Annotated in this window: 20 protein-coding genes, 1 tRNA gene and 1 other RNA gene; 16 read left to right on the top strand and 6 right to left on the bottom strand. The window is 73.2% G+C overall.

The features are described 5' to 3' along the window. Positions 1–739 (top strand): phosphotransferase (locus tag HCJ92_RS09900; protein WP_167933110.1); only part of this gene is annotated, 739 nt, incomplete at its 5' end. Positions 740–788: 49 nt separating this feature from the next. Here the strand turns inward: HCJ92_RS09900 and HCJ92_RS09895 are convergent. Together HCJ92_RS09895 and HCJ92_RS09890 are read right to left on the bottom strand one after the other, a co-directional pair. After that, complete coding sequence (locus HCJ92_RS09895; RefSeq protein ID WP_167933109.1) at positions 789–1,403, bottom strand: pyridoxamine 5'-phosphate oxidase family protein; 615 nt, start codon at positions 1,401–1,403, stop codon at positions 789–791. A gap of 225 nt (positions 1,404–1,628) precedes the next feature. Next, entirely contained in the window at positions 1,629–2,297 is a 669-nt protein-coding gene (locus HCJ92_RS09890; RefSeq protein WP_167933108.1) for a response regulator, read from the bottom strand. Positions 2,298–2,636: 339 nt separating this feature from the next. Between HCJ92_RS09890 and pdhA the strand changes: the two genes are divergently transcribed. Genes pdhA through HCJ92_RS09875 form a run of 3 tightly spaced genes read left to right on the top strand, consistent with a single transcriptional unit; the run spans position 2,637 to position 6,497 of the window. Beyond that, positions 2,637–4,016, top strand: coding sequence for a pyruvate dehydrogenase (acetyl-transferring) E1 component subunit alpha (pdhA, locus tag HCJ92_RS09885; RefSeq protein ID WP_167933107.1), 1,380 nt, complete (start codon positions 2,637–2,639; stop codon positions 4,014–4,016). Between the two features lies 1 nt (position 4,017). Continuing rightward, a complete protein-coding gene (locus tag HCJ92_RS09880) occupies positions 4,018–5,001 on the top strand; it encodes an alpha-ketoacid dehydrogenase subunit beta (RefSeq protein WP_167933106.1) in 984 nt (327 codons plus the stop codon). Positions 5,002–5,018: 17 nt separating this feature from the next. Beyond that, positions 5,019–6,497, top strand: a complete 1,479-nt coding sequence (locus HCJ92_RS09875; RefSeq protein ID WP_167933105.1) for a dihydrolipoamide acetyltransferase family protein — start codon at positions 5,019–5,021, stop codon at positions 6,495–6,497. 133 nt (positions 6,498–6,630) lie between these two features. Here HCJ92_RS09875 and HCJ92_RS09870 read toward each other — a convergent pair whose 3' ends face one another. Beyond that, positions 6,631–8,280 (bottom strand): serine hydrolase domain-containing protein, encoded by a 1,650-nt coding sequence (locus HCJ92_RS09870; protein ID WP_167933104.1) that lies wholly within the window; start codon positions 8,278–8,280, stop codon positions 6,631–6,633. 37 nt (positions 8,281–8,317) lie between these two features. On the opposite strand from HCJ92_RS09870, the gene HCJ92_RS09865 reads away from it, so the two are divergent. The 4 genes from HCJ92_RS09865 (at position 8,318) to HCJ92_RS09850 (ending at position 14,267) form a co-directional block, all read left to right on the top strand. Beyond that, on the top strand, positions 8,318–9,073 hold the full coding sequence (locus HCJ92_RS09865) for a TetR family transcriptional regulator C-terminal domain-containing protein (RefSeq protein WP_167933103.1): 756 nt from the start codon (positions 8,318–8,320) through the stop codon (positions 9,071–9,073). A 545-nt stretch (positions 9,074–9,618) separates the two neighbouring features. Further along, positions 9,619–10,506: a hypothetical protein gene (locus tag HCJ92_RS09860; protein ID WP_167933102.1), complete on the top strand. Its 888-nt coding sequence runs from the start codon at positions 9,619–9,621 to the stop codon at positions 10,504–10,506. Positions 10,507–10,606: 100 nt separating this feature from the next. Then, positions 10,607–12,907, top strand: a complete 2,301-nt coding sequence (locus HCJ92_RS09855; protein ID WP_167933101.1) for a bifunctional serine/threonine-protein kinase/ABC transporter substrate-binding protein — start codon at positions 10,607–10,609, stop codon at positions 12,905–12,907. Between the two features lie 397 nt (positions 12,908–13,304). Further along, on the top strand, positions 13,305–14,267 hold the full coding sequence (locus HCJ92_RS09850) for an NAD-dependent epimerase/dehydratase family protein (protein WP_167933100.1): 963 nt from the start codon (positions 13,305–13,307) through the stop codon (positions 14,265–14,267). A 154-nt stretch (positions 14,268–14,421) separates the two neighbouring features. Here the strand turns inward: HCJ92_RS09850 and HCJ92_RS09845 are convergent, their stop codons facing one another. After that, positions 14,422–14,793, bottom strand: coding sequence for an FKBP-type peptidyl-prolyl cis-trans isomerase (locus HCJ92_RS09845; protein WP_167933099.1), 372 nt, complete (start codon positions 14,791–14,793; stop codon positions 14,422–14,424). A gap of 255 nt (positions 14,794–15,048) precedes the next feature. Here HCJ92_RS09845 and HCJ92_RS09840 point away from each other — a divergent pair, with 255 nt between their 5' ends. From HCJ92_RS09840 to HCJ92_RS09820, 5 genes are all read left to right on the top strand, one after another. Beyond that, on the top strand, positions 15,049–15,759 hold the full coding sequence (locus HCJ92_RS09840) for a Crp/Fnr family transcriptional regulator (RefSeq protein WP_245240740.1): 711 nt from the start codon (positions 15,049–15,051) through the stop codon (positions 15,757–15,759). Between the two features lie 99 nt (positions 15,760–15,858). Next, on the top strand, positions 15,859–16,914 hold the full coding sequence (locus tag HCJ92_RS09835; protein WP_167933098.1) for a hypothetical protein: 1,056 nt from the start codon (positions 15,859–15,861) through the stop codon (positions 16,912–16,914). Then, complete coding sequence (locus HCJ92_RS09830) at positions 16,911–19,115, top strand: hypothetical protein (RefSeq protein WP_167933097.1); 2,205 nt, start codon at positions 16,911–16,913, stop codon at positions 19,113–19,115. Before HCJ92_RS09835 ends, HCJ92_RS09830 begins: the two co-directional genes overlap by 4 nt. Continuing rightward, positions 19,105–20,154: a hypothetical protein gene (locus HCJ92_RS09825; RefSeq protein WP_167933096.1), complete on the top strand. Its 1,050-nt coding sequence runs from the start codon at positions 19,105–19,107 to the stop codon at positions 20,152–20,154. Before HCJ92_RS09830 ends, HCJ92_RS09825 begins: the two co-directional genes overlap by 11 nt. A 164-nt stretch (positions 20,155–20,318) precedes the next feature. Continuing rightward, a complete protein-coding gene (locus HCJ92_RS09820; RefSeq protein WP_167933095.1) occupies positions 20,319–20,798 on the top strand; it encodes a Pycsar system effector family protein in 480 nt (159 codons plus the stop codon). A gap of 79 nt (positions 20,799–20,877) precedes the next feature. Here the strand turns inward: HCJ92_RS09820 and HCJ92_RS09815 are convergent, their stop codons facing one another. Then, positions 20,878–22,026: a hypothetical protein gene (locus tag HCJ92_RS09815; protein ID WP_167933094.1), complete on the bottom strand. Its 1,149-nt coding sequence runs from the start codon at positions 22,024–22,026 to the stop codon at positions 20,878–20,880. A gap of 210 nt (positions 22,027–22,236) precedes the next feature. On the opposite strand from HCJ92_RS09815, the gene HCJ92_RS09810 reads away from it, so the two are divergent. Then, entirely contained in the window at positions 22,237–22,806 is a 570-nt protein-coding gene (locus HCJ92_RS09810) for a cysteine hydrolase family protein (protein WP_209310924.1), read from the top strand. A 250-nt stretch (positions 22,807–23,056) separates the two neighbouring features. On the opposite strand, the gene HCJ92_RS09805 is transcribed toward HCJ92_RS09810, so the two are convergent. After that, a tRNA-Ser gene (locus HCJ92_RS09805) sits at positions 23,057–23,141 on the bottom strand. Positions 23,142–23,305: 164 nt separating this feature from the next. Here HCJ92_RS09805 and ffs point away from each other — a divergent pair. Both ffs and HCJ92_RS09795 read left to right on the top strand, forming a co-directional pair. Next, positions 23,306–23,400: signal recognition particle sRNA small type (gene ffs, locus HCJ92_RS09800), an RNA gene on the top strand. Between the two features lie 135 nt (positions 23,401–23,535). Continuing rightward, positions 23,536–25,025: DNA polymerase III subunit gamma and tau (locus HCJ92_RS09795; protein ID WP_338054105.1), on the top strand; the 1,490-nt coding region annotated here is incomplete at its 3' end.

Here is a 25,025-nt window from a genome sequence, read left to right as displayed (position 1 = left end):
CCGGGTCGTGACCGGGAGGGGCCGCGGCCCCCACGGGGGCGGCTCCGTCCACCGTGGGGGCGTCGCGTGCTGCCAGTCGGCCGGCCGACCGGGCGCCGCCCCCGTTACCGAGCCCGCCGGCGACCGCGCGCTGCCCAGCTCCCCGGGAACGGCCGGCGAGTCGGCGCGCGTCGAGGACACCTACGTGGTGATCGACCAGCTGCTCGCCCGTATCCGCCGGACGCCCCGCCGGACCAGCTTCGACGAACTCGCCGAGCACCGGCTGCTGGAGCGGCGCGGCATGCTCCGCAACCACGCCCACCGCAGGCCCGATCGCGCGCAGGTCCCGGCCGCCGGCTGGGTCCACGGCGACTTCCACCCGCTGAACCTGCTGTACCGCAGGGGCGGTGGCGTGGAACCGCTCGCCATCATCGACTGGGACCGGCTGGCGATCCGCCCGCGCGCCGAGGAGGCGGTGCGGGCCGCGGCCATCTTCTTCCTCCGCCACGACGGCAGCCTGGACCTCGCCAAGGTCCGCGGCTACGCGCGGGCCTACCGCTCCGCCACCGAGGCCGACGGCGACGAACTCGCCGCCGCGACCCAGCGGGTCTGGTGGGAGAGGCTCAACGACTTCTGGATGCTCCGCTGGCACTACGAGCTGCGGGACCACCGGGCCGACCCGCAGTTCGCGGCGGCGGCGGCACTCATCGTCTGGTGGACCCGCCACGCCGCGGCGGTCCGCGACGCGTTCAGCGGGTGACCGCGGCTCGCGGACCCGGGTGACGACCGACCGCGGTCGGTCGGGCCGGTCAGGGGCGGGGGCGGTCGGGCGCGACCGTGGGGTGGCCGACGTCCCGCCCGGCCGCCGTGCCGACCTCGGCGTCGTCCGCCGCGGCGGCCTCCACCGTGCCCCTTGCCCCGGACTCGGCGCCGGTGCTCCCGGCGGCTTCGGCCGCCGCATCGGGCAGCCGGACGGTGGCGAGCATCGGATCGAGCCGCGCGTAGAGCGTGCCGGGCGGGTCCTCGGCCGGTGGCTCGACCTCCGCGCCCGCATCCTCGGCGCGCGGCGCGGGGACCGCGCTCGGCGTGAGCGTGGCCGGCTGCGCGCCGGAGCGGTCGAAGGCGGCGCGTTCAGCATCGGTGGGGCGCACAGTGCTCACCGACCCCACCAGTTGCACGCCCGGTGCGTTCTCGTTCCAGTCCCCTCGCGGGTGGGCGTGGTAGGCGAGGACGGTGCCGTCGAGCACCCGGCTCTCGATCTGGCCGGAGGGTATGCGCAGCAGAACGCTGCCCCGGGTGACGAGGTGCTGGGCGACGAGGACGAACGGCAGCGCCCGCCTGGTCACCGCGGCCCTGCCGTGTGTCGCACTCGGCAGCAACCGCAGCGCCTCGGCGAGCTGGTCGGACGGGCGGTACGCGGGCATGCGTCCAGCCTGCCCGCCCCCGGCGGACCCGTGGGGCCGGGAAAGTCCCTGATCGACGGACGATGGTCCCGGATCAATCAGACGCTTGGGGCAACCACGCCACAACGGACATGGTGTGGTTGCGGATCAACCGGCCGAAGCGGTCATTCCGGTCGGTCGGTGGGTCGGTGGGTCGGTGCGGCGCGCGGCCGGGAGGTGGGCGTTCCGGTGTCGGGTGGCCCCGGCTCACTCCGGTCGACGGGGGCGCTCCGCCTGGAGGCGGGCGACGTAGGCCGCCGCCTGGGAGCGGCGGGCCATGCCGAGCTTGGCCAGCAGGCTGGAGACGTAGTTCTTGATGGTCTTCTCCGCGAGGTGCAGCCGCTCCCCGATCGCACGGTTGGTCAGCCCCTCGCCGATGAGGTCCAGGATCCGTCGTTCCTGCTCGGTGAGGTGCGAGAGCCGGTCGTCCTCCCGGCCGTCGCCGTCCCGCAGCCGCTCCAGGACCCGCTGGGTGGCGACCGGGTCGAGGAGGGACTTCCCGGCCGCCACGTCCCGTACGGCGGAAAGGAGTTCGGTGCCCCGGATGGCCTTCAGGACGTACCCGGACGCCCCCGCCATGATGGCGTCGAACAGCGCCTCGTCGTCCGCGTAGGAGGTGAGCATCAGGCACGCGATCGACTCGTCGCGCGACCGCACCTCCCGGCACACCTCAACGCCGCTGCCGTCCGGCAACCGCACGTCGAGGACGGCCACGTCGGGTCTCGCCGCGGGGATGCGCGTCAGGGCGTCGGCAGCGGTGCCGGCCTCCCCGACCACCTCGATGTCCTCCTCCAGGGAGAGCATCTCGTGCACGCCGCGCCGGACCACCTCATGATCGTCAACCAGGAATACCGTGATTTTTCCGTCTTTCGGCACACTGCCAGTGTCACACAGGGAGTGCGTCGCCGCCGCTCTTCCCGTAACCCGGTTGGGCGGGTTACGGTGCGCGTGTCCTTCGACGGCTTGCGAGGCTGTGACCAGCACCGTTCCCGACGCCGCGTCGAGGTACTTGGTCATCCAGGTATTTTCGCAGGTCAGGGGCGCTTATCTCAGCGCAGCGGCTATGGGTACCGTGCTCTGTAGCGGGCCATCGACGCGACAGACAGTCACGCTCGGTTCGTCCGCCGCGCACCCACCCCGTGCGCCGTACGGACCGGGCGAGCCGCACTGGCCCACCCGGAAGACCCCGGTGGCCGGACCGACGGAGGAGCACACGTGACCGTGGACAGCACTGCGCGCGCGACGACGCGCCGCAGCGGCGTCAAACGCACCACCAAGAAGACCGCCTCGAACACGGAGACGGCCACGGCCGCGACCTCTGAGGGGCAGTCCACCGGGGCGGGCGCAGCCGCGAAGTCGACGAAGTCGGCCGGGAAGACCGGCGGCACCGCCAGGAAGACACCGGCGAAGAAGGCTCCGGCGAAGAAGGCCACGGCGAAGAAGGCTCCGGCGAAGAAGGCCGCCGCCAAGGCCCCCGCCGGGAAGAAGCGCGCCGCCGCCGTCCCCGGCGAGGCCGACCGTCCCGAGATGGTGCAGCTGCTGACCCCCGAGGGGCAGCGCGTCGAGCACCCGGACTACGCCATCGACCTCGGCGCCGAGGAACTCCGCGGCCTGTACCGCGACATGGTGCTGACCCGCCGCTTCGACGCGGAGGCCACCGCCCTCCAACGGCAGGGCGAACTCGGCCTGTGGCCCTCGCTCCTCGGGCAGGAGGCCGCCCAGATCGGCTCCGGCCGGGCGCTCCGTCCCGACGACTACGTCTTCCCGACCTACCGCGAGCACGGCGTCGCCTGGTGCCGCGGCGTCGACCCGACACAGCTCCTGGGCATGTTCCGCGGTGTGAACAACGGCGGTTGGGACCCCAACGGGAACAACTTCCACCTCTACACCATCGTCATCGGCTCCCAGGCACTGCATGCCACGGGGTATGCCATGGGCATCGCCAAGGACGGCGCCGACTCGGCGGTCATCGCCTACTTCGGTGACGGCGCCACCAGCCAGGGCGACGTCGCGGAGTCCTTCACCTTCGCCGCCGTCTACAACGCGCCGGTCGTGTTCTTCTGCCAGAACAACCAGTGGGCGATCTCCGAGCCCACCGAGCGCCAGACCCGCGTGCCGCTGTACCAGCGCGCGCAGGGCTACGGCTTCCCCGGCGTACGGGTGGACGGCAACGACGTCCTCGCCGTCCTCGCCGTGACCCGCGCCGCCGTCGAGCGCGCCCGCACCGGCGAGGGCCCGATGCTGGTCGAGGCGTTCACCTACCGGATGGGCGCCCACACCACCTCCGACGACCCCACCCGCTACCGCTCCGACGACGAGCGCGAGTCGTGGGAGGCCAAGGACCCGATCCTGCGGCTGCGCGCCTACCTGGAAGCGGAGCAGCTGGTCGACGACGCGTTCCTGGCGTCGATCGACGAGGAGAGCGACACCATGGCCAAGCGGGTCCGCGAGTCGATCCGCACCATGCCCGACCCGCCTGCCATGTCGATGTTCGACAACATCTACGCCGACGGCCACGCGCTCGTGGACGAGGAGCGCGCCCAGTACGCCGCGTACGCCGCCTCCTTCGCGGACACCGACGAGGAGGGCCGCTGACATGGCACCCGGTGAGAAGCTCCCCATCGCGAAGGCGATCAACAGCTCACTGCGCAAGGCCCTGGAGAACGACCCGAAGGTCGTCGTCATGGGCGAGGACGTCGGCAAGCTCGGCGGCGTCTTCCGCGTCACCGACGGACTCCAGAAGGACTTCGGCGAGGACCGCGTCATCGACACCCCCCTCGCGGAGTCCGGCATCGTCGGCACCGCGATCGGTCTCGCACTGCGCGGCTACCGGCCCGTGGTGGAGATCCAGTTCGACGGTTTCGTCTTCCCCGCGTACGACCAGATCGTCACGCAGCTCGCCAAGATGCACGCCCGCGCCCTCGGCAAGATCAAGCTGCCGGTCGTCATCCGCATCCCCTACGCCGGCGGCATCGGCGCGGTGGAGCACCACAGCGAGTCCCCCGAGGCGCTGTTCGCGCACGTCGCCGGCCTGAAGATCGTCACCCCGGCCAACTCCTCGGACGCCTACTGGATGCTCCAGCAGGCCATCGAGTGCGACGACCCGGTGATCTTCTTCGAGCCCAAGTCGCGTTACTGGGGCAAGGGCGAGGAGGTCGGGCGGGGCATTCCGGCCCCGCTGCACCGCGCCCGGGTGATCCGCGAGGGCACCGACCTGACCATCGCCTCCTACGGCCCGACCGTGCGCACCGCGCTCCAGGCCGCCGACGCGTCGGCGGAGGAGGGCCGCTCGGTCGAGGTGCTCGACCTGCGGTCGATCTCCCCGATCGACTTCGACACCATCCAGGCGTCGGTGGAGCGCACCGGCCGGCTCGTCGTGGTCCACGAGGCGCCGGTCTTCTTCGGCTCCGGCGCGGAGATCGCCGCCCGTATCACCGAGCGGTGCTTCTACCACCTGGAGGCGCCCGTGCTGCGCGTCGGCGGTTTCCACGCGCCGTACCCGCCGGCCCGGGTCGAGGAGGAGTACCTCCCCGGCCTGGACCGGGTGCTGGACGGTATCGACCGCGCCATGGCGTACTGAGAAGGCCGAGGAGAGTCATGACAGTGACCGCCGCACAGCGCGTCCGCGAGTTCAAGATGCCCGACGTGGGCGAGGGTCTCACCGAGGCCGAGATCCTCAAGTGGCTCGTCCGGCCCGGTGACACCGTCACCGACGGCCAGATGGTCGTCGAGGTGGAGACCGCCAAGGCCGCCGTCGAACTGCCCATCCCCTACGACGGCGTGGTCGCCGAGGTCCGCTTCGAGGAGGGCGCCACGGTCGACGTGGGCGCCGTCATCATCACGGTGGACACCGACCCCGGTGCGGGGGACATCCCCGCCGCCCAGGGGGTCGGCGACAGCTTCGCCGCCTCCGAGGCGTCGTCGTCCGACGCCGACGAGGAGGAGGGCGGCAAGCGGCAGCCGGTGCTCGTCGGTTACGGCGTCGCCACCGGTACCGCGAAGCGCCGCCCGCGCAAGGCGACCGCCCCGACAGTGGCACCGGTCACCGCCGCGGTTCCGCCACCCGCCCCCGCTCCTGCCCCCGCCCCACCGGCCGCCGCTGCGGCTCCTGCGGGCAACGGGGCGCCCAGCGGGGCGAACGGCGCGGTCAACGGGACCGACGGCGCCCGCCCACTCGCCAAGCCGCCGGTCCGCAAGCTGGCCAAGGACCTCGGCATCGACCTCGCCACGGTGTCGGCGACCGGCCCCGAGGGCACCGTCACCCGTGACGACGTGCACGCCGCGCACCGAGCCACGGCTCCCGCCCCCGCGGCTGCGGGCGCGCCGACCGGCGGCGCGACCGCCCCGGCGGTGGAACCGCAGAGCCTGACCGCGATCCGGGAACGCCGGGTACCCGTCAAGGGCGTCCGCAAGGCCACCGCCGCCGCCATGGTGCACAGCGCCTTCACCGCGCCGCACGTCACCGAGTTCGTCACGGTCGACGTCACCCGGACCGTGAAGCTGGTCGCCAACCTCAAGGAGGACCCCGCGATGGAGGGGCTGCGGGTCAACCCGCTGCTGCTCGTCGCCAAGGCCCTCCTCGTCGCGATCCGCCGCAACCCGGAGGTCAACGCCGCCTGGGACGAGGCCAACCAGGAGATCGTCCAGAAGGACTACGTCAACCTGGGGATCGCCGCCGCCACCCCGCGCGGGCTGATCGTGCCGAACATCAAGGACGCCGGCTCCAAGACCCTCCCCGAACTGTCGCAGGCCCTCTCGGAGTTGGTCTCGACTGCGCGAGAGGGACGTACCGCGCCGGCGGACATGCAGGGCGGCACGGTCACGATCACCAACGTCGGGGTCTTCGGCGTGGACACCGGCACGCCCATCCTCAACCCGGGGGAGTCCGCGATCCTCGCCTTCGGCGCGATCAAGGACCTGCCCTGGGTCCACAAGGGGAAGATCAAGCCGCGCAAGGTCACCACGTTGGCGCTCTCCTTCGACCACCGGCTGGTCGACGGCGAGTTGGGGTCCAGGGTGCTGGCCGACACGGCCGCCGTGCTGGAGCATCCCAAGCGGCTGATCACCTGGTCCTGACGGACCCGGCTCGCGCGCGGACAGCGTCGCCACGGCGTCCGGGAGGGGGCCGGCACACGACATCGTGTGCCGCCCCCCTCCGGCGTCGCCGTCCCGCTCCTGCCCCGTCACCTCAGCGGTTCACCAACCCGGCTCACCGGCGTGCCCATCGCCGGTGCGAGCGCACCGCCGTGGCGGTGCGCGCCGCGATCAGCAGCGCGCAGGTCACCACCACCGCCCAGAGCGCCGCCGCGATGTCCGGGGCCCACAACCAGACCCCGTCGAGCCGCAGCCCCCAGAGCCCGGGGAGCACCCACCCGGCGGTGACGGCGAGCGCCGCCGCCGGCCCCACCCACGCCGTCCACCCCGCCACCGCGCGCCACCCGCTTCGCGGTGCGGGCGTCTCTCCCGGCGACGCACCACCCCGCCTGCCCGACCCCCTCCGCCGGGACGCCCTGTGCACGGTGGCACCGAGCAGCGCCGCCGGAACCAGCACCGCGCACCCGAGGCCGACCAGCAGTGCTCCGTAAGCCGGTTCCCCTCCGCTGTCGACGGGGGTTTGGCCGTGCGTCAGTGCGACCAGCCCGAAGCCGGTCTCCAGCAGGGCGTTCTCCTGGAACGAACCGTAGGCGTTCTGCAGCAGTACGACGGCCTGTCGCTTCTCGGGCAGCAGCAGCACGGCAGCCTGGTAGCCGGGTGCGGCGCCGCCGTGCCACACGACCCTCCCGCCGCCGGGGACGCCGATGTCGGCGGCGGGCCAGTTCCGCCAGCCGAGGCCGTAGTAGCGGTCGTCCCCGGTGACGGTCGCCGGGCGGTGCGCCAGGGCCCGCTGCTCCCGGGGCACCGAGGGTGAGGCGCCGGTCTCATCGCCGGGCGGGCCGTCCAGTTGGGCGCGTGCGTAGGCGGTGAGGTCGTGCAGCGTGCCGCCGAGGTACCCGTAGCCGACGCCCGCCGGGTCGAACCCGGTGCGCATCGCCACCGGGTGGCCGAGCACGTAGCGGTGGCCCGGCGGCAGCCGGTCACGGGCGTCGGTCGGGGTGATCACCGCGTCGTCCATGCCGAGCGGTGCGAGGACGTGGTGGTCCAACGCGGTGGTGAACTCCTCGCCGGTGACCGCCTCGACCACCGCGGCGAGCAGCAGGTAGTTGTGGCCGGAGTAATGGTGTTCACCGCCCGGCTCGGCGACCGGGGGCAGCGTTGCCGACTGCCGTGCGACGGCGAGGGGTCGGCGGTCCGGGTCGTGACGGTCGGTGAGGTGGAGCCCCGCGGGGAGACCGCTGGTGTGGCGCAGCAGGTCCCGGACCGTCGGCTGCCGGTCGTCGTCCGTGCCGTACCAGGGGAGGTGGGCGCCGACAGGGTCGGAGAGGGCGAGTCGCCCCTGCTCGACGAGGCGCAGCACCAGGGTGGCGGTCACCGGTTTGGCGACGGAGCCCCACAGGAACGGCGTGTCCCCGGTGACCGGGGCGCCGTGGCCGTCTTCGCCGAACGTGCCGCTGTGGTGCACTCCGTCGGGGCCGATCACGGCGTAGGCGGCGCCCGGCACACCGGTGGCGGCCATCCGCTCCCGGACGTACGTGTCGGCCTCGGCGGCAGCCTCCTCGGGGCTGTCGGCCTCGGCGGGGAGGGTCGGGGCGCCCGCCGACGCGGTGGAGCCGGGGGGCGACGGCGCCGCGGCCGTCAGCAGGAGAACGCCGGCGAGCGCGGGCGCAACCAGGAGCAGGGGCGCGCCACGCCTGGCACGCCACGGTCGGGCGCGCGGGGGATCGGCCTGCCGGTGACCGCCGCTCTTAAAAAGTATGGACATACCAAAAACCTTAGCGGTATGGCTGTACTGTTGTCAGGTGCCGAGAGTTGTGGACCATGACGAGCGCCGGCGGAGCATCGCGCGCGGCTACCAGCGGGTGCTGGCGGAGGAGGGGCTCGCCCGCACCTCCTTCGTGCGCGTCGCGGAGGCAGCCGGGATCTCGGTCGGCCTGATCCAGCACTACTTCGCCGGGCGGGACGCGCTGCTGCGCTTCGCGTACCAGGACTGCGTCGCCGCCGTGGAGGGACGGGTCTCCGATCGGATCCGTCGCGGGGAGGCGGCCCGACTGCCCATCTCGGAACTGCTGTTGGGTGCGCTGGGCGAACTTCTCCCGCTGGACCCCGAACGCGGCGTCGAGTACCGGGTGCGGCAGCACCTGCTGACCACCGCGCTCACCGACCAGGAGTTGTCCGCCGTGGCTCGCGCCGCAGACGCGCGGCTGCTCGCGAGGGTGGCCACGGCCGTCGAGAACGGCAAGGAGTGCGGGGAGGTGGCGGCCGATCACGACGCCGGGCCGTCGGCCCGCGCGATTCTCGCCGTCACGGATGGGCTCGCCGCCGCGATCGCGCTCCGTGAACCGCTCCGTCGTGGGGAGGGGCGCCGCGTCTCGGGCGGCGTCCTGGCCGAGGGTGAAGGAGACCGCGACCCCCACTCCGCTTCCGGCGTCGGCGTGGAAGGGGCGGCAGGCGTCGGCCACCTGCCGGCACTCGACCCCGCCGACGTGCTCCGGCCCGTTCTCGCGCTCGCCTTCACGGGACGCTGTCGGCGGCACGACCCCGCTCCGGGGCCGTGAGCCGGGGCCGGAGCAGGGTCGTGCCGCCGGTGACGCCTGACGCCTGTGGTCCGGTTGGACCGCTGCGCCGGCGGCGCCCCGCCCGCCGCGACGTGGTGACGGACGTGGTGGATGGTGGGTGAGGGACGGGGCGTGCCCGGCCTGCCGCGCGCTCTCGAAGGTCCGCCCGCCGGGCGGACCGTACGGCGGTTCTCCGCCACCGGGGGCACGCGGGGCCGGGCGTCCGCGAAAGGTGGCCGGCGTCGGTGCTGCGGCGCGTCACCCGCCGTCCATCGGAGCGAATGTCACAGCTCCGCCACTGTCGTGCGGGAGGCGCTTCCCCGGTCAATCCGGCGGTCTTGTCATCAGCCCAGGTGAATGGGGTGTGCCGCGGAATGGCGCGCTCCGCGGTCGGGTGCACGTGGCGACGCCGTGACGTGACCGGCATCGACAAGTGACAGCCGCTCCCTAGACTCGGTCGGGAGGACCGGTAATCCTGGCGGTATCCAACCTGCCGGGAAACAACATCGTCGCCTGCGGGGGCCGCGGGGCGAGGGGGAACGCGCATGTTTCGCACACGCAGTCTGGGCGTGGCGGCTGCCACGCTGGCCGTCCTGGCGGTGACCGCCTGCGGTTCCGGCGACTCCGACGGGGACGAGGCCGGCGGCAAGGGCGGCAGCGTCGACGCGGGGGAGAACGACGCCACCGAGGAGGACACCGAGGGCGGCGAGGGCGACGACCCAGAGGGGGACGACGCCGACGCCGACCAGGTCGACGCCGGCGAGGGGGACGACGGCGACGAAACCGTCGGCGAACACCCCGAGTCGTACGAGTTCACCCCCGACCCCGACCGCGTGCCCCAGGACGCCGAGCAGGCCAGGGAGCTCACCACCAACGCCCAACTGACACCGGAGAGCTGGCAGGACGGCATGGTCGCCGGCGAACCCTTCGCCACCGCCGGCACGTTCACCGTCCTCGGCGACGACTGCGTCTGGGACCGCGGCGAGCTCCCCGACACCGTGCTCGACTCCCTCACCCACCGCATCAACATCCCCGCCGGCGACGGCAAGGGCCTCGTCCAGACGGCGGTCACCGTCACCGTCCACTCCAGCGACGAGCACGCGGTCGCCGAGATGGACGCCGTGGTCCAGGAGAGCTTCCGCTGCCCGGACCAGGAGCTCGGCGGCGGTCAGCGACTGAGCGGCCTGCTGTCGATGCCCATGCCGGAGGAGGACGTCCTCAACGCCGACTCCTCCATGTTCGAGGCGGGCCGGTTCTCCACCGACGCCGACCCGACCTCCCACGACTTCGTGTGGTCCAAGTCCCGGATCGGCCCGGTCACCGCCGCCGTCTCGGTCAAGGGCGCCGAGGGGTACGACGTCGTCGAACTGCTCCAGGTCGCGGCCGAGGGCGCCGCCTGGGTGCTCTACAACATCGAACTCGAACTGTCGTGACCGGCGGGCTCCACGCCACCGGCACGCGCCCGCTCGCCGGGGTGCGCGGTGTCGGCCGTGGCGCCCGCCCCGGCCGTCGCGCGCGGAGGGCGTCCCGCTGATGCAGCCGTTGCACTCCTCCGACCCCACCTGGGTCTCGGGCTACCGCACGCTGGGGCGGCTGGGCGCCGGCGGTATGGGCATGGTGCTCCTCGGCCGGTCGCCGGACGGCGTCCTCGCCGCCATCAAACTGATCCGCGTCGAGTATGCCGACGACGCCGCGTTCCGCACCCGCTTCCGGCGCGAGGTCGCCATCGCGCGACGGGTGCGGAACCGCTGGGCCGTGCCCGTCATCGACGCCGACACCGAGGCCGCCGCACCCTGGCTCGCCACCGAGTTCGTTCCCGGACCGCCGCTCAACGAGGCGATCGCGGGCCACGGCCCGTTCCCCGAGCACGGCGTCCGCGCCCTCGGCGTCATGCTGGCCGAGGCGCTGGAAGCGGTGCACGAGGCCGGACTGGTGCACCGTGACGTCAAACCGGGCAACGTCCTCCTCGGACTGGACGGCCCCCGGCTCATCGACTTCGGTATCGCCCGCGCGCTGGACGACACCGTCCTCACCGCCACCGACGTCGTCGTCGGCTCGCCCGGCTTCCTCTCGCCCGAACAGGCGCAGGCCCGCACCGTCGGGCCCGCCAGCGACCTGTTCTCCCTCGGATGCGTCCTCGCCTACGCCGCCACCGGGCAGCGCCCTTTCGGCAGCGGCCCGGTCGAGGCGATGCTCTTCCGCACCGTCTACGACGAACCCGAACTCTCCGCCGTCCCCGACACGCTGCGCCCCGTCATCGAGGCGCTTCTCGCCAAGGACCCGGAACAGCGGCTCACCGCCGAGGCATTGCGCGAGCGGTGGTCGGACGGCGACGGACCGGAGGGTGGGTGGCTGCCCGCGCCCGTCAAACGGCTCATCTCCGACCGCTCCGCCGAGATGCTGGCGCTGCCGGCCGCCGACCCGACCGAGATCGCAGGCCCGCCCCCGGGCGGTTCCGACGCGGGCACAGCAGGCCCCCCGACCGCCGCCGGCACGCCCTCCGGCGGGTTCGGCCCCCCGCTCTCCACCGGCGGCGCCGGGCCCTACGCACCGGGCAGCGGCACGTTCGGCCCGAGCCCCCCGCCGCCCGGCACCCGCACCCCCGCCGGGCCCCGCCGCCGCCAGGTGCTCCTCGGCGCGCTGGCCACCCTCGCCGTGATCGGCGCCGGTGCCGGCGCCACCGTCCTGCTCTCCGGGGACAACGACCCGGACGACCGGGCCGACGGCACCGACCCGGGAGGCGACGGCCGCGGCCGGCCCGCCAACGACCGGCCGCAACTCGCCTTCGGCGTCCAGGCCGACCTCGAAGGCGACGGCGCCGACCTCGCCACCGCGCAGATCCGCGGCGCCGAGCTGGCCGTCGAACACCTCAACGCGGACGCGGACCACCCCTTCCGCTACCGGCTGGAGACCGCCGACGACGACGGCACCGCCGAGGGCGCCGCCGACGCCGCCGCCACGCTCATCGACGACGCCGACGTGATCGGCGTGCTCGGCGCCGGCAGCACCGCCGCGCTGAAGGCGTCCATCGACCCCTACACCAAGGCCCGGCTGCCGCTCCTCACCGTCAGCGACGGCTCGACCATCACCACGAACTCCGTCTTCGCCTCCGCCCGCACCAGCGACCAACTGCAGATGCAGGGGGTGATGACCTACCTGACCCAGCACGACCAGGCGGCCACGACCGTCGTCCACACCGGCAGCGAGTACAGCCGTGAGGTCACCCAGACCGTCCGCAACCTGCTGGCGCGGACCCAGACCGTCCACCCCGTCCAGCTGGACCCGGCCGCCGCCGACCTTCGCGAGGTCGTCCGGCGGCTCGTCGCGGAACAGCCCGACTCCGTCCTCTTCGGCGGGGGTTGGGAGGAGCTCGTCCCCTTCGCCCAGGCTCTCGACGAGGCCGGCTACGAGGGATACCGCGTCGCCACCCACAACGCCTACGATCCCCGGCTGCCGGAGCGCGCGGGGAGCGCGGTCGAGGGCTGGATGCTGGTCGCCGCCGTCGTGGACGCGACACAGTTCGACGCCGCGGCCGACTTCGCCACCGCCTACGGCGAACGGTTCGGCGAGCCGCCCCCGCTGTACGCGGCCGAGGCGTACGACGCCGTCCACGTCTTCGCGCGCTGCGCCGCCGACCTCCGGGAGGACCGCGGCTTCGACGCGGTCACCCGGCAGGAGATGGCCCCGTCCATCCGGGAGATGCGCTACGAGGGCATCACGAAGACCTTCACCTTCGAACCCGCCGACGGCAGGTTCACGGGGAGTGGAGCGTTCTTCTACCGTGTCGTCGACGGTGAGTTCGTGCTCCTCGGGACCGACGTGCCGCAGGAGTGAGCCGACGGGCGGCATCCCCTGCCGCTGTCCTGTCCGCGCGGCGGCCGGTGCCCTCGCCGCCCCGGGCCCGCGCTTCCGTTTCTCCGCCGCGGGCCCGCCCCGGTGTCCCGGACCTCCGGAACCCGGGAAGTCCGCAGTTCTCGGGCGCCCGTGATCCTGACCCGCCGACCCGCCATCGAACCGCCGGCACCGAACCGGCCCGGCGTCCGAGCCGCCCGTCACGACCGGTAAGTTCCCGTACACCCACCGCCCGGTAGCCGGATACTGGCGTCCCGGGCATCCTGACAGGACGGCCCACCGGAGCACCGCCCGGACGGCTCGGTCCCGAGCCGCGCCGCGCGGAACGCCCGGGTCCTTCGCGCTGCCCGCTGTCAACCACCGCAGGAGGCCACCCACCATGCGCGTACTCGTCGCCGGTGCGACCGGCGTCATCGGCCGCCAGCTGATGCCACTGCTGGCCACGCACGGCCTCCAGGGCATCGCGCTCGCCCGCACGCCGCGACGGGCGAGTGAGGCCGAGCGCACCGGCGCCCAGGTCGTCATCGCCGACGCCCTCGACGCGCGGGCGGTGGACGCGGCCGTCGCCGAGGCCGAACCCGACGTGATCGTCAACATGCTCACGGCCATCCCGGCCGCCATCAAGCCGCGACGCATGGCCGAGCAGTTCGAGACCACGGACCGGCTGCGCACCGAGGGGACCGCGCACCTGCTGGCCGCCGCACGGCGTCACGGTGTCCGGCACACCGTCGCCCAGAGCGTCGCCTTCGCCTACGACCCCGACGCGGGCCTGCGCGCCGCCGTCGAGGACGACCCCCTCTGGCGCAACCCTGCGCCCCAGTTCGCGCCGGTACTGGCAGCGGTACGGGGGCTGGAGGAGCAGGTCGTCGCGGCCAACGGCCTGGTGCTGCGCTTCGGTCACCTCTATGGCCCGGGGACTGCCCTCGGCGCCGCGGGCAGCCTCACCAGGGCGGTGCGGAAACGCCGTATGCCGCTGATCGGCGGCGGTACCGCCATCTTCTCCTTCCTCCACACCCACGACGCCGCCACCGCGATCCTCGCCGCCCTCGACCGGCCCGCCTCCGCCGGCATCGTCAACGTGGTGGACGACGACCCCGCGCCCGTCTCCGAGTGGTTGCCGTACCTCGCCGAACTGGTCGAGGCGCGGCCTCCGTTCCGCCTCCCCGTGACACTCGCCCGCATGCTGGTGGGCAACTGGGGCGTCCAGTTCCACACCCGGCTCCGGGGCGCGGACAACACCCGCGCCGCCACGACGCTCGGCTGGCACCCCCGCCACTCCTCATGGCGCGAGGGACTCGCCCACGACCTCACCGGCGCCCACCTCGACCACCCCGTCGACTGAGCCGCTGCCCGCTGCCCGCTGCCTGACGTTCTGCCGTCGGGCCGTCCGCCCTCGGAGGGGCCGCCGGCCCGACGGCACCGGAAGGAAGGCGGCTCAGCTTGTTCTTTTTCTTTCGGCTTCGAGACACCACTCGAAGCCGAAAGAAAAAAGAAGCTCAGACGCCGAGCAGGTCCACGACGAAGATGAGCGTCGATCCGGCCGGGATCAGGGGCGAGGGCGACTGAGCGCCGTAGGCGAGGTGCGGGGGAACGACCAGCTCGCGCCGACCGCCGACCCGCATTCCCGCGACGCCCTGGTCCCACCCCTTGATGACCCTGCCGCCGCCGAGGGGGAACCTGAACGTCTGGCCCCGGTTCCAGGACGCGTCGAACTCCTCCCCGCTCGCGAAGGTGACGCCGACGTAGTGGACCTCCACCACGGCGCCGGGCTTGGCCTCCGCCCCGTCCCCCACGACGATGTCCGTGATCCTCAGGTCGCTGGGAGCGTCTCCCTCGGGGAAGTCGATCTCGGGTTTCGACAGGCTCATCGCAGCCTCGTTCCTCTCTGCCGGGCCGGGACACATCCGGTGCGGAGCACCCGGGACGCGTGGTCACTCCGCGCGTTCGCCTCGCCACGGTATCGCGACCGACGTGCCGGAACGTGCCCCCGCCCGCCGCGACGGTGACCACCGTCCGTGGGACGGCCCGGCCGCGGTGGAGCACTGCGCCCCCACTCCCACGGGTGGCTGAGGTTGACGACCATCCCCACTGTCGGTGTCGGACCGGTCTCATACAGTCCACGCATGACTGGCATTCCCGGAGCGAAACGGCACGAGTCCGTCCCGAGCATGCGCCTTCTCATGGGGGAGCACCGCTGGCAGCGGCTGATCGACACCGCCTTCCCGCGCTCCCACCCCGCCGGCGCCACCCTGCTCCGGCAGGGTGAGCCGGGGACGCACGTGCTCGCCCTGCGGCAGGGCGTCGCCAAGGTGCTCCTCGGCGAGCGCGGCGGCGGGCTGACACTGCTGGCGTTCCGCGGTCCCGGCGAGCTGCTGGGTGAGGTGGCGGTCCTCGACGACGGCGTGCGGTCCGCGAGCGTCGTCGCCATCACCCCCTGCGCCGTGTCCGTGCTCGACAGCACCGCCTTCCTCCGGCTCGCAGCCGAGCAGGACCTGTATCCCGTGTTCACGCGCTACGCCATGGGGCGGCTACGGGAGTCCGACTCGGCACGGAGCGGGGGAGACGTCACCGCCCGCCTGGCCACCGCGCTCCTGCAACTCGCCGACATGTCCGAGGAACCGTCGCGCGCCGCCGCAGCGGCACAGGACCTGGCGCTCACCAGGAACGAGCTGGCGCAACACCTCGGCGTCTCGCGCAACACGGTGACCACGGCACTGGCGGAGCTGGCGCCCGCGCGCGTGCGGGCAGGCCGCGGCCGGGTCCACATCGGCGACCTCCCGGTACTGCGCGGCCTCGCCGGACCGGGACGCGACCCGGCAACCGGCGCCGTGTGACGGCCCTCACGCCCCCTCGGCACCGAGCGAGCACACGCCGTCCGCCCGTCGAAGCAGGATCTCTCTTCCCACCCGGCACCGAAGAGCCCAGGAGCACCCGTGTCCGACGTACAGCGCCCCGCCGACGCCGACTCCCGCCCCCACAGCGGCAGTCGGCACCTGCCGCCCTACCGGGGCATCCTCGCCGTCGACGCGAAGGACTTCACCGGCCATCCCGCCGTCCAGCACGAGTACATCAGCCGGTCCGTCCCCCAGCTCCTGGAGCGGGCGTTCGCCCGGTGCGGCCTCTCCGAGATCTGGGAGTCGCGCCGGTTCCCGGCCTCCACCGGCGACGGCTACGTCTTCGGGTACGACCCCGCCTGGCTGCCGTTCGTCGTCCACCCCTGGCTCCCCGCACTCCAGGACGTCCTGGCCGAGTTCGCCCTCCACGCCGCCGGCGCGGTCCGTATCCGGCTCCGCGTCAGCCTGCACGTCGGACCGCTTCCCGACTCCGGCGGCGAGTTCGCGGGCAACGGCACGCCCCGCAACGACACCCACCGGCTGCTGGACTCCCGCCCGGTGAAGGGGATGCTGGCCGCCTCCGACGAGAACGTCACCTACGTCGCCGCCATCCTGTCCGACCGCTGCTACCAGGACGCGGTCGCCTCCGGATACACGGGACGGCACCCGGAGCACTTCATCGAGGTGCCGGCCACCGTCGAGGGCAAGCAGTTCGACCAGCGCGCCTACCTCTACGTCCCGACCCCGTCCGGCAGCCTCTTCGACCGGCGCATCCTCGGCGAGCGCGTGATGCGGGACCACGGCGCACCGACCGCCCCGGGCGGCGACGCCGCCCCGCCGCGCCCGCGGGGGCAGGGGACGAGCACCCACCGCACCACCGTCAACAACCGCGCCGACCGGGGAAACCTCAACACCGGCACGCTCCACGGCGGGCAGAGCGTCACCAACAACGACGCCTCCCACGGCGGCCACGTCGGCGACATCGCCGGCGACCAGATGGGCGGCGTCGGCGGCGACCACGTGCGCGGCGACCGGATCAGCGGCTTCGCCGGCGACTACGTACGCGGCGACCGCCACGGCGGCAACCGCGCGGAGACCGTCCGCGGCGACCAGGGCGACACCCACCGCGGCGGCCCCGGCGAGGCCGACCGATGACCGCGACGGACCACCCCGACCAGGCCCGCGGCGGCGGGTGGGACCCGCCGGCCGTCACGGCGGGACTCGGCGCCGCGCCGCGCAACGCCGGTCCGGAGGAGGCGACGGAGGCGCCCGACAGCGAGGCGCCGAGGGGCGAAGAGGACCACCACCGGCACTACTACTTCTACGCGCAGGGCGGCAACATCAACACCGGCGCCATGTACGGCGACCAGCGGGTGACGAACGGCTCGGGCGAGCCCGTCGCCGAGGAGCGACGGACCGAGACGCGCGAAGGCCCGATCTCTTCACGCGAGGTCATCGACGCGGTCAACGGTTTCGCCGAACACTTGTGGTTCCCCAACGCCCTCACGGCGCTCGACCAGCGCGTCCTCTTCCTGGTCGGAGCACGGGGGAGCGGTCGCCGTACCGCCGCGCTCAACCTGCTGCACCGTCACAGCGGGCTCAGCTTCGAACTGCGTGCTCTCGACGGCGATACCGACCTCGCCGAATGGCAGCCCAAGGACAGCACTCGCGGCTACCTGGTCCACGGCACTGTCCTTCTCACCGGACTGCGACGCGGCACCCTGGCGGGCCTGCGCCGCCGCCTCGCGGAGGCGAACGCCCGGATGGTGATCGTCCTGGACGACGAGCCGGCCCTGGTGCGTCCGCTCAGGCGGGATCTCGACGTGACTCCGTTCACCTGCGTGCCGCCGCCACCGCGAGCGGTGTTCGACGCACGTCTGAGAGCCGTCGTGCCGGTGCCCGCGGACCGCGAACGGCTGCTGGCGAGCCTCGGAGCCGAGCTGCTGGATGAGCTGCTCGCACCGCAGCTGACCCCTGCGCAGGTCTCCGAACTGGTGCACGCGATCAACGACAACGGAGACGCCGGACCGGACGCTGAGGCCCTGCGCGATCAACTGAGCTTCCTCGCACGGGACGAGGTCACGGAACTCCTCGAGTCCGTGCGGGAACACCCCGACGAGCTCGCGTTCCTTCTGGCCGCCGCGGTCTTCGAGGGCCAGGACCACCGCATCGTCAGAGAGGAGGCCGACCGGCTGCTGGGACTCGCCGACGGTCGGCTGCACCACCTGCTGCCGACCCCCGGTCCGTGCGAGGACGGTGCGGCCGGACCGGCCGCGGGGCACCGGCCCAACCCCGGCTTCGCCCTGCGCCGGTCGCTCGACGACCTGCTTCGCGCCACCGCGACCAGCTGCGGCGAGCCGGAGATCCGTCGCGGGAACGGCTTCACCTACCTTGTGGAACCGGTCCGCTTCACCCGGCACCAGCAGGCGGAGAGCCTGCTCCGGCACGTGTGGCGGCAGTACAGCCAGGTTGCGGAGCTGCTCGCTGACTGGTTGGGCAAGGTCCCGGACGACCCCGGCCTCGCCGAGCCGGTCGGCCGAGCCATGGGAAGGGCGATCGTCTGGAGCGGGGCGCGGCGGTCGCTCGACCACGTCAAAGGTCTCGCCGGCTCCGACACCGAGTCCACACGCCGCATCGCCGCTTTTGCGCTGGACATGGCCGCAGCCAGCCCGGTCAATGCCAGCGAGGTCAAGTTCCGCCTGCACCGATGGAGTTGGATAGGGGGCTGGCAGCTCCGCTCGACGGTCGCCCTGACGTGCGGCACGCCCTTCGGCGTCAACCGTCCGGACATGGCCGTGAAGATGCTCCGCGGGTGCCACCGGGGCGCCCAGGGCAACGAGCGGCATGTCGCCGAAGCGGTGAGGTGGTCCCTTGACACGATCTTCGCTTCGGGCGCCGAGGAGATCGTCATGTCACTCTTCCTGGAGTGGCAGGCAGAGGGCGGACGCGACGCCGGGACCGCCGCTGACCTGTTCCCCGGACTGCTCGGCCGGAGGCGGTGGTTCCGCGATCAGCTGGCCTCCGGCGGGTCGTTCATGGAGCCGATCGTTGACCTCGTGCACGTGGCGTTGGCGAGGGACGCGACGTTCGAGGCAACCGCATGGCACCTGATCCGCTGGTGCATGGAAGCCACCTGGGAGCAACAGTTGCGCGTCGCGGTGGAGACGCTCCTGGCCGCCCTGTCCCTCCGGTTGGACCGGGGAGTGCTGCGCCTCTTCCGTCGTATCGACCACGACACGGGCGACATCGCGGGCCGCCACATCGCCCGGGCCGCGCTGGACAGGTGGCGCAACCCCGAGCAGCACGCCGGACCGACGTACCGACCCCGCCCACACGGAGGCGCTCATGAGCACTGATTTCGAGACCGGGGGCCAGCTGTATTCCATCGCGGCCCGGGCCCCGTGGCGGGAACGACTCGCGCAACGCTGGTCGGGACGCCGGGACCGGGCGCTGGTCCTGCGGGACCGCGACGGCGAGTACCACCTCGCCGGCCGGAGGAACCGCGTGTTGTCGGCCACCACCAAACTGTCGATGGACCTCGGTATCGCGGACGACGACCACGAGCAGTCCCCGCCGGGGAGACGCCGCTACGACTCCGCGTTCCACGTACGGTTGGACGAGCGGACCGGCAGCGTACCGATCAGCCTTCCGGGGCCCTACGAACGCGAGCCCCACGACGTGCACGTCAGATGGTGGGTCCACGACCCGGTCGAGGTCCTCCGGGCCAGGACGTCCGAGGGGTGGCCCCTGGTCCGCAGGGACGTTTCGCGCCTGGTGTCGCAGATCTTCGAACGCCACCGGTCAGTGGGGCGGCGTGTCACCCCGGCCGAGATGCTCGCCGAACTGGCGGAGCCGCGGCACCTTCCCGGCACTGGACTGCTCCACCACGCGGTGGACGTCCGTGAGCGCGACGAGGAGCGCGAGGTGCGGTTGGGAGCCGCGGACGATCCAGGGCCGCCGGAGTCCTGGGCGGACATCGACAAGGAGGCGTACGCCTTCTGCGTACGGGCGGTCCAGGACGGTCCGGTCTCCCTCGCCGCGCTCTGGCTGGTCAGGCACCCTGACCAGGTCAGCGATGTCCTGAACTGGTCGGTCGGTCACGCCGACCTCCTCAGGGGGGAGACCACCTGGCAGGACGAGATGGCCGGGCTGTTGGGCACGCTGAGCATCGAGGAGAGGGAGGAACTGTCGGAGTTGGTCCGCGACCGGCTGACCGCGCTCGGGCGCAAGGTCCCCGGACGGCCTACGGGCACCGTTCCCTCCGGCACCACCACAGCTCCCCGCCCCGGGGGCCCCGGGGCGGAGAGCGGCAGCCGCCGCGCGCCCTACCCCGCGATGCCCGGGGCCCGCCCCAACGGATGGGACCCCCGGACCGTCCGCGGCGGCGGACGATGACCCCGCCGATGCGGCGCGGGACCGGCCCGTGGCGACGCCGCCCCCGACCGGGCGGCGGAGTGGTGGTCCCCTTACCCGCCCGCCGCCGACGGCGGGCGGCAGGGGTCCATCCGGCGGGACCGCGCCGCCGCCCGCCCGCCGCCCGGGACCGGGAGGCCGACGGTGTGGTGGCGGCGATCGAGCGGTTCGCGGCGGCCAACGCGGTCGAGCTGACCCGCGCCGACGCCAAGGCCGCCGTGCTGCTCGCGTTCACCGGCGCGGTCATCGGAATCGCGGTCACCGGCGTCGCGAAGGGACCGCAGGACGCGGCGGGGCCGGGCAGCGTGCTGTGGTGGTCCGGGGTGGCCTGCGGGCTCCTGGCCGTCGGCTGCTTCGTCCGGGCCATCACCCCGCGCCGCCGCACCCGCGGGGCGAACGGTCGGCAGCCGGGTCCCGGCTACTTCCAGCACGTCACGGGGGACATGACCGGCGACCGTCTCCGCAGGGCGTTCGAGCAGGTCGGCCGGGACCCGGCCCCGCCGCTGCTGGCGTCGCTGGAGCGCACCAGCCGGATCATCCGCATCAAGTACCGCTGGATAGAGGTGGGCACCGCGCTGCTCCTGCTCGCCCTGCCCCAGTACGCGTTGCTGGTGCGCCCGGGGTGAGGCGGCCCGGCCGACCGGCCCCGGGAGCGACGCCGCCCCGCCGGGGGCCGGCGGGGCAGCGGTCGGGAGGGCGCGGGGCTCAGGTCTTGGCGTGGGCGCGCTCCACCGCGGTGTCACGCACGCGGCAGAACTCGGCTGCCGGGTCGGACGAGTAGCGCCACGGCACAGCGTTCACGTATCCGTCGACGAGGCGGAACTGCTCCAGGGCCGCTTCGTCGCGCTCCTGCATGGTCAGGAACGCCGCCAGCAGATGCCGTACCTCGGCGGTGCGGGGCCCGTCCGGGTCCGCCGCCGCGACGTCCAGCAGCGCCGCGTCGACCCGCTTGACCATCTCCGGAGTGGCGTCCTCGGAGTCGGGAGCCCCGGTGTTCAGCGCGTACTCGTAGTGGGCGAGCAACGGCATCGCCGAGAGCAGACTGCCGGGGGGAGCGTTGTCCGCGGCACGGGTGGCGAACCCCATGGCCAGCTCGTGCGAGCCGCGCCACTTCGCACTCCAGTACTGCAGCGCGGAGAAGTGGGCCTCGTAGTGGTGGGGCGCCCGCGAGGTGATCTCCTCCCACAGCGCGTGCATGACCTCGTGCGGGTAGCCGAGACCGAGGCCGATCCAGATCTCGTTGATGTAGGGGGTCGGGTCCGCGGGGTTCAGCTCGGCAGCGCGCCCGTTGATGCCGCGGGCCCGCCCCAGAACCTGGTGGAAGTCGCGGAACTGCTCGTCCGTGGTGTGCGAAGCCAGCTTGGCGCCGCGGAACTTCCAGGCGCGGCTGACGGCGGCCTTGGCCGCGACGACGGCGGCGTCCGCCGAGTCGGGATGGACGGCCTCCCACTCCCGCAGCCAGGTGTCGTCGACGGCGGCCACGTCACCGAGCTGGAAGGCGAGGGAGGAACGGCGCTCCCAGTCGTCGCCGGTCTTCTCCAGCAGATCCGCCGCGGGGCGCCACGCGCCGCTGCGGGCCGCTTCGACGGCGAAGACCACCTCGGGCTGCTCCGGCCTGCTGGTCTTGGTGTTCTGGCGATCCGGCGGCAGCAGACCGAGGGCGGCGACCTCGTCGGACATCACATAGCCCTCGTCCTCCGCGGTCGCGTCCTCGTCGTCGTCCGGGGCGTCCGGGTCGGTGTCCGGGGTGGGGTTGCGGTACTCGCGGACGAATTCCAACACGAACGAGCCGACCAGCCAGATCACGAAGACAGCGGTGGGTATCGCGAAGATCAACAGGATGACGAGCAGCACAGCGTGTCCACTTCGGTCGCAACAGATGCCGCGCCACGCGGCGCGCGATCATAACCCGTCACTTAATGGTCACATTCTCGTGGGCTCCCTCAATTTCGGTTGCGTGAGCGGCACATCGTGATCACTCGGCCTGCACGGGGACCGCGTCGGGCGTCCGGGGTCGAAACTGTCACCCACCGGGCAGGCTGACGGCGAGGGAGAGGAGCTCCGATGCGCGGAGTGGGCGGCACGGTGGACATCGACAGCGCGGTACTGGTCGTGGTCGACGTGCAGAACGGCTTCATCAACCAGCACACCGAGCACCTGCCACCCGCGATCGCGGCGCTGGCCGGGCGCTGGCGCGCCGCCGGCCGGCCGGTGGTCCTCACCCGCTACCTCAACCACCCGGGGAGCCCCTTCGAGCGCCACCTCGACTGGACGCGGTTCCAACAGGCGCCGGAGACCGACATCGTGTCCGCGCTCGCCCCGCTCGTACCGGATGCCCACGCCGTGATCGATAAGCCGGGCTACACCTTCTTCACCCCGGCCGCCGACGCGCTGATCGCCGCGGCCGGCTGGACCGACCTGGTCTTGTGCGGCATCGCCACCGACTCGTGCGTACTGAAGTCGGCCGTGGACGCCTTCGAACGCGGCCACACCGTGCGGGTCCTCACCGACGCCTGCGCCAGCGACGCAGGGCCGGCCGTCCACGCCGCCGGCCTCGTCGTCGCCCACCGCCTCATCGGCCCCGCGGGCCTGATCACCACCCCGGACCTCCTCGCCCGACTTCCGCCTGCGTGACGTCGCTGGGGGCGGCTCCAGTCGGCGACTTGGACGGGTCGTCGCCATGCTCGGATCCGGGCGGCTCCCGCCTGCTTCAAGACTCCACGTCCGTCTCGCCGGGATCGCGTGCCGTCCTCGCCCCGTTGCGGTGCCGCGCCGAACCGAGAACGTGGGTGCCGAGCGGGCGGTGCCACTGCAATCCACCAACGACGTAGGGCCCCACCGCCGAAGCGGTGGGGCCCTACGTGACAGCCCGGTGAAGGCTGGGCGGAGGATACGAGATTCGAACTCGTGAGGGTGTGAACCCAACACGCTTTCCAAGCGTGCGCCCTAGGCCACTAGGCGAATCCTCCGCCGAGAACTGTACAAGACGTGAGGGGGTGCTCGCGACCATGGAACGGGAGCCGGTGCTCGTCGGAGACCGGCCGCTGCGAGGGCCGGTCACCCGGTCGGCGGGGTGCCCGACCGGCGAGGGGCGGGTGGGGGCGGAGCGTGCCGGGGATCGGGTAGGCTGGCGTCAGCCCCTCACGCGGCGCTATCTGACTGAACTCCCCCAGGGCCGGAAGGCAGCAAGGGTAGGTTGGCTCTGGCGGGTGCGTGGGGGGCGTAGTCGTTCCCCGGACGGCCCGCCGGGCCCCGATGCGCCGCTCCGGCCGTGCACCGCCCGGTGATCGTTTCCGGCGTTCGGGCGCCGCCGCGGACGTGCGGCGGGACGCGTTGTCGGTCGGGGCCGATATCGTCGGGAGCGTGTCGTCCCTCGCGCTGTACCGCCGTTACCGTCCCGAGACCTTCGCCGAGGTCATCGGGCAGGAGCACGTGACCGACCCGCTGCGGCAGGCACTGCTGAACAACCGGGTCAACCACGCCTACCTCTTCAGCGGCCCGCGCGGGTGCGGCAAGACGACCAGCGCCCGCATCCTGGCGCGCTGCCTCAACTGCGTGCAGGGCCCCACCCCGGACCCCTGCGGCGAGTGCCACTCCTGCCAGGACCTCGCCCGCGGCGGGCCCGGCTCCATCGACGTCATCGAGATCGACGCCGCGTCGCACGGTGGCGTCGAGGACGCCCGCGAACTCCGCGAGAAGGCGTTCTTCGGTCCGGCCGCCAGCCGCTACAAGATCTACATCATCGACGAGGCGCACATGGTCACCTCCGCGGGGTTCAACGCCCTGCTGAAGGTGGTCGAGGAGCCGCCGGAGCACCTCAAGTTCATCTTCGCCACGACCGAGCCCGAGAAGGTCATCGGCACCATCCGGTCCCGGACCCACCACTACCCGTTCCGGCTGGTCCCGCCCGGCACCCTCCGCGACTACCTCGCCGAGGTGTGCGAGCGCGAGGCGATCCCGGTGGACAGTGCCGTGCTGCCGCTGGTGGTGCGGGCCGGCGCCGGCTCGGTGCGTGACTCGATGTCCGTCATGGACCAGCTGCTCGCCGGTGCGGCCGACGACGGCGTGACGTACCCGATGGCTACCGCGCTGCTCGGCTACACCGACAGCGCTCTCCTCGACTCGGTCGTCGACGCCTTCGCCGCCGGTGACGGCGGAGCCGCCTTCGAGGTCGTCGACCGGGTGATCGAAGGCGGCCACGACCCTCGCCGGTTCGTGGCCGACCTGCTCGAACGGTTGCGTGATCTGGTGATCCTCGCTGCGGTGCCGGAGGCCGCGGACAAGGGCCTCTTCGACGTCCCCGCCGACACGCTGGCGACGATGACGACCCAGGCGAACCGCTTCGGGCCCGCCGGCCTCAGCCGCGCCGCCGACCTCGTCAACACCGGGCTGACCGAGATGCGGGGAGCCACCTCACCCCGCCTCCAGCTGGAGCTGATCTGCGCCCGCGTGCTGCTCCCCGCCGCCTACGCGGACGAGCGGTCGCTCCAGACCCGTCTGGAGCGGCTGGAGCGCGGTGGCTTCGCGCAGGCCGCCGCCGCGCCCCCCGCGCCCGTGCCGGTCGCGCAGCCGCCCGCTGCGGCCTCCGCGCCCTTGCCGCCCGCCGCGCAGCCCGTGCCGGCGCCCCCCGTCGAACACCCGCAGTACGACCAGCAGCCCCCGGCGCAGCAGCACGCCGCTCCGGCGGCCCAGCCCCACCAGGCCCCGCCCCAGCCTCCGCACCAGCAGCCGGCCGAAGCGCCGCAGCCCGCTGCGAACGCACAGCGCCCCGGGGCCTGGCCCACCGGCGGCGGTTCCGGCGGCGGGGGAGCCGCCCGTCCCGCCACTGGTGCGGCGCCGGGCGCGTGGCCGGG

This window comes from Streptomyces spiramenti (assembly GCF_012034385.1).
Taxonomy (GTDB): Bacteria; Actinomycetota; Actinomycetes; order Streptomycetales; family Streptomycetaceae; genus Streptomyces; species Streptomyces spiramenti.
This window is presented reverse-complemented; position numbering and strand designations above follow the sequence as displayed.